This window comes from Arcicella sp., assembly GCF_964672035.1.
Genome location: NZ_CBABQS010000160.1, coordinates 1 through 4,090, shown reverse-complemented (window position 1 = coordinate 4,090; position 4,090 = coordinate 1). Strand labels below are relative to the sequence as shown.

Here is a 4,090-nt window from a genome sequence, read left to right as displayed (position 1 = left end):
TAATACCTGCACTATCTTATGAAGGAGAATTAATTAGATTTGGAGGACTTTGGGATGACCCTAATGGTTTTGGTTTTATGAGTGTTTTTTTGTTTTTTTGTGTACTAAAATTGCGAATGTATATTGCTTCATTTCTACTATTAATCTGTGTTATATTAACATTTTCGTTCACAAGTTATTTACTATTTATTATATCTTTATTTTACTGGATGATTGTAAAAATCAATGTTATAAGAAAAGATTATTTAGTATTTTCACTACTCATTCTATGTGTATTTTTATTTTTATTTATTAGCTTCTATGATGAGATAATCTTAATTTATAACTTTAAAAAAGAATCATTAGACCAACACGGAAATTCAGATAGTATTAATAAGATGTCTATACCTTTATTTACAAATGGATTAATTTTTCATGAAACATGGTATATTAGTTTTTTCTTTAACTATTTCCCAATTTCAATAATAGTTATATGTTATTGCTTTTATACTATCTATGAAATGTTATTTCTGAGACCAAAAAAATTTATAAATTATTATATATTTTTATTTCTCTGTGGATGTTTTTTTATACCTTTTTTTTATATTTTTCCTTTAAATTTTATTTTTGTATCATTTTATTTTTTATTCAGAAGAGATTGCATTATCTAATTTGATAAAAAATAAGCAAATATTTTTTATTTGTTCACTCAAAGACTTTAAAATTATAATGCAAGAACGTTAGATAAAAGCGTGACTTGTCTTGGTTTTATAAGCATACTTTAATTCTACACTTTGTTTTCTCTGTTTTCTCTTTAAAATGACTTCAAGGGTTCTGCCAATAAAATCATATCTTAGACAAAAATAATATCACTTTATTTGTCCTATTTGTATCAGAAATACCTATTATTGAATCATTCCGTATTGACGAATAGACTTTCCTTAAAAAGAAAGGAATCTTTCTTACTAATATTAAAATGGTTATGTCGAAAGTATTTTAGACTTGCAACATCTAACAGATTTTCGTCATATCCTGTAAAATACTAACGAAAATGCAAATTTCATGATAAAAAAACATTTAGTAATTGATTCCAGAATGATTCAACATTCTGGAATAGGAGTATATCTAAAAAATACAATTCCATACTTAAATAATGTATTTATTATAACTCTTATAGGTAACTATCATTTGCTTCAAAAATTAGGATTTACTGTAGACAAGGGCTATAAAATAATCGATGCAAATATAAAAATATATTCTTTGAAAGAACAATGGAATTTACCATTACTAATTCCAAAATGTGATATTTTTTGGTCTCCACATTTTAATATACCATTACTTCCAATAAAAGCAACTCACAAATTTCTTACGATATGTGATGCCTTTCATTGGGCAAACTATGACACTTTATCTTTATTACAAAAAATATATACGAATACAGTTGGCTATTTCATAAAAAGAAATTGGGCAAGCAAAACATTTACAATTAGCGAGTTTTCTAAAGCGGAAATAATCAAATATCTTGGTATACCTAAAGAGAGAATTGAAATTGTTTACTGTGCCGTTGATAGTCAGTTTAATGAAAATTATGTAAAAAAAAATATTCCAGATACGTATTTACTTTTCGTAGGTAACGTAAAGCCTCATAAAAACCTTCTTAATGCATTAACAGCATTTGACTCAATCAAAGATAAATATTCTGATTACAAATTTTATATAGTTGGCAAGAAAGAAGGATTTATTACTGGTAATATGGATGAATTGAATTTCTATATTCAAAAATTAGGTGATAGATTGTATTTTACAGGATATGTCAATGATGAAGAACTAAAAAACTATTATGCAAATGCTTCATTATTTATTTTTCCCTCTAAATATGAGGGATTTGGATTGCCCCCATTAGAAGCAATGAAATTTAATATTCCTATAATATGTTCAAATGCTGCTTCATTACCCGAAGTATGCGGAGACGCAGTGTTATATTTTAATCCAGATAATTATGTAGATATTGCAGATAAAATAATGCAAGTTATTGATCATAAATGGAAACCCGATTTGAATAAATATAAAGCACAGCTTTCTAAATTTAACTGGGAAGATGTAGCTCAAATGCATATAGACTGTTTTAATGAAATAAATAATTAAACAAAATATTTTTAAGATGAGAATTGCAATAGTACATGATGGATTGATGTGTGTAGCAGGAGGAGAAAGAGTTGCTCTTCATTTTCATAAAGCCTTCCCTAATGCTCCAATTTACACTTTATGCTATCAACCAAATTTAACCTTTCCTGAATTTAAAGATTGTGATGTCAGAACATCACAGTTACAAAAAATAGCCAAAACAAATTCAAAAATGAAAAATTTGTTTTTCCCTTTGGGGATTTTGGCGATGAAAGGATTGGATGTAAGTGAGTATGATGTTGTATTAATGTCTGGAACTCATTGTGCAAAATACGTCAAAACAAATCCAAAGGCTTTAATTATTAGCTATACTTATACACCTTTTAGATTAGCTTGGGATCCGACATCGTATGGTGAGTTTGAAAATGCGAATACTTTTAAAAAGAGTATTTTCAAAAGTATTGTTAAAGTATTACGGAAAATCGATTTTTATCATAGCAAAAAAGTGACGTTTTTTTTGGCTATGACCGAAGAAACAAAAAAAAGAATTTCGGATAGCTATAAACCTACCTCCGCAATAACCATTATAAAACCAGCTATCGATACGTCACAATATTATGTTAGTGATGAAATAGGTGATTATTTTTTGATTGTGTCACGAATGGAATATTACAAAAAAGTAGATTTAGTAATTGATGCGTTCAACAAATTAGGGTTGAAATTGATTGTGGTAGGTAATGGTACTAAAAAAATTGAATTGAAAGCAAGAGCAAAACAAAATATCACTTTCTTAGAAGGCATTAGTAATGAAGAACTTGCTTCCTTATATTCCAAATGTAAAGCGTTTATTTTTCCTCAACACGAAGATTATGGACTTACAGCCTTAGAAGCAAATGCATCGGGAAGACCAGTGATTGCTTACGGTGCAGGAGGAATTTTATCTACCATGATTCCAATGAAAAATAATTCTGAACAAGCAACGGCTTTATTCTTTGAGGATCAATCAGTTGAAGGATTAATGGAAGCAGTCAAAAAGTTTGAACAATTAAAATTTGATACTAATTTTATAAAACAACACGCTGAAAATTTTAGTGAGCAACAATTTATATACCAAATTAGACATTTTATAGGTGAGAAGTTTATAGAACATACTAATTTAACGAAGTAAAGAATAAATATAACTTTTACGATAATCATTTACCACTTAATAACTTTGACTTAAATGATTATAGATAATTAAAAAAAAATAAAGATATTTGTTTGTAAAATCAATGTACAAATAATAAAATTCGAAATCTATGCAGTTTGATAACTATTTAACCCTCGAAGACATATTAACGATTCCCGTTGAAGAAGTTCGTAGTAAGCATGAAACTTATGGATTAGAAAGGTTTTTGAAAAGAAACCTCGATGTAACTTTTTCTTTATTCGTAATTATATTTATTTCGTCTTGGCTATTTCCTATCATTGCCATTTTCAGTAAAATAGATTCTAAGGGTCCGGTGTTCTTTTTTCAATCAAGGATTGGTCTTAATAATAAGATTTTTCTGTGTTGGAAATTAAGAACCATGTATGAAAATTCAGATGCCATAGGTTTTAAGGCAACTGAAAGACAGGATAGTAGAGTTACAAAATTGGGCGCTCTTTTGAGAAAAACAAATTTGGATGAATTACCCCAAATCATCAATGTGCTTTTGGGAGATATGTCTTTAGTGGGACCTCGACCACAACCAATTCCATTTTATGAAGAGTATAAACGGTACATTGAGGATATTGATTTACGCCATGTTGTAAAGCCTGGCTTAACGGGATACGCTCAAATAAAAGGGTTGAGAGGTGATTCTGCCGATGAAAACGAGAATAGAAAAAGAATTTGGAAACGTTTTGAATGTGATATTTGGTATATTGAAAATTGGTCTTTAGCCATGGATATTAAGATACTTTTCTCAACGGTTTGGATAGTTATTAACGGGGATGAGAATGCTTA

General features: G+C 28.4%; 3 protein-coding genes. All 3 read left to right on the top strand.

Annotation, left to right across the window (positions count from 1 at the left end):
- Nucleotides 1-1,041: 1,041 nt before the first annotated feature.
- On the top strand, nt 1,042-2,124 hold the full coding sequence (locus tag AC1W31_RS20745; RefSeq protein WP_481736412.1) for a glycosyltransferase family 4 protein: 1,083 nt from the start codon (nt 1,042-1,044) through the stop codon (nt 2,122-2,124).
- 16 nt (nt 2,125-2,140) lie between these two features.
- The gene (locus AC1W31_RS20740) at nt 2,141-3,271 is read left to right on the top strand and encodes a glycosyltransferase (protein WP_481736411.1); all 1,131 of its coding nucleotides are present in this window, start codon (nt 2,141-2,143) and stop codon (nt 3,269-3,271) included.
- 130 nt (nt 3,272-3,401) lie between these two features.
- A partial coding sequence (locus tag AC1W31_RS20735; protein ID WP_481736410.1) for a sugar transferase occupies nt 3,402-4,090 on the top strand: 689 nt, incomplete at its 3' end.

Bases quoted from the DNA above. Each gene is read 5' to 3' on its own strand.
- AC1W31_RS20740 (WP_481736411.1), top strand. From the start codon at position 2,141: ATGAGAATTGCAATAGTACATGATGGATTGATGTGTGTAGCAGGAGGA.
- AC1W31_RS20745 (WP_481736412.1), top strand. From the start codon at position 1,042: ATGATAAAAAAACATTTAGTAATTGATTCCAGAATGATTCAACATTCT.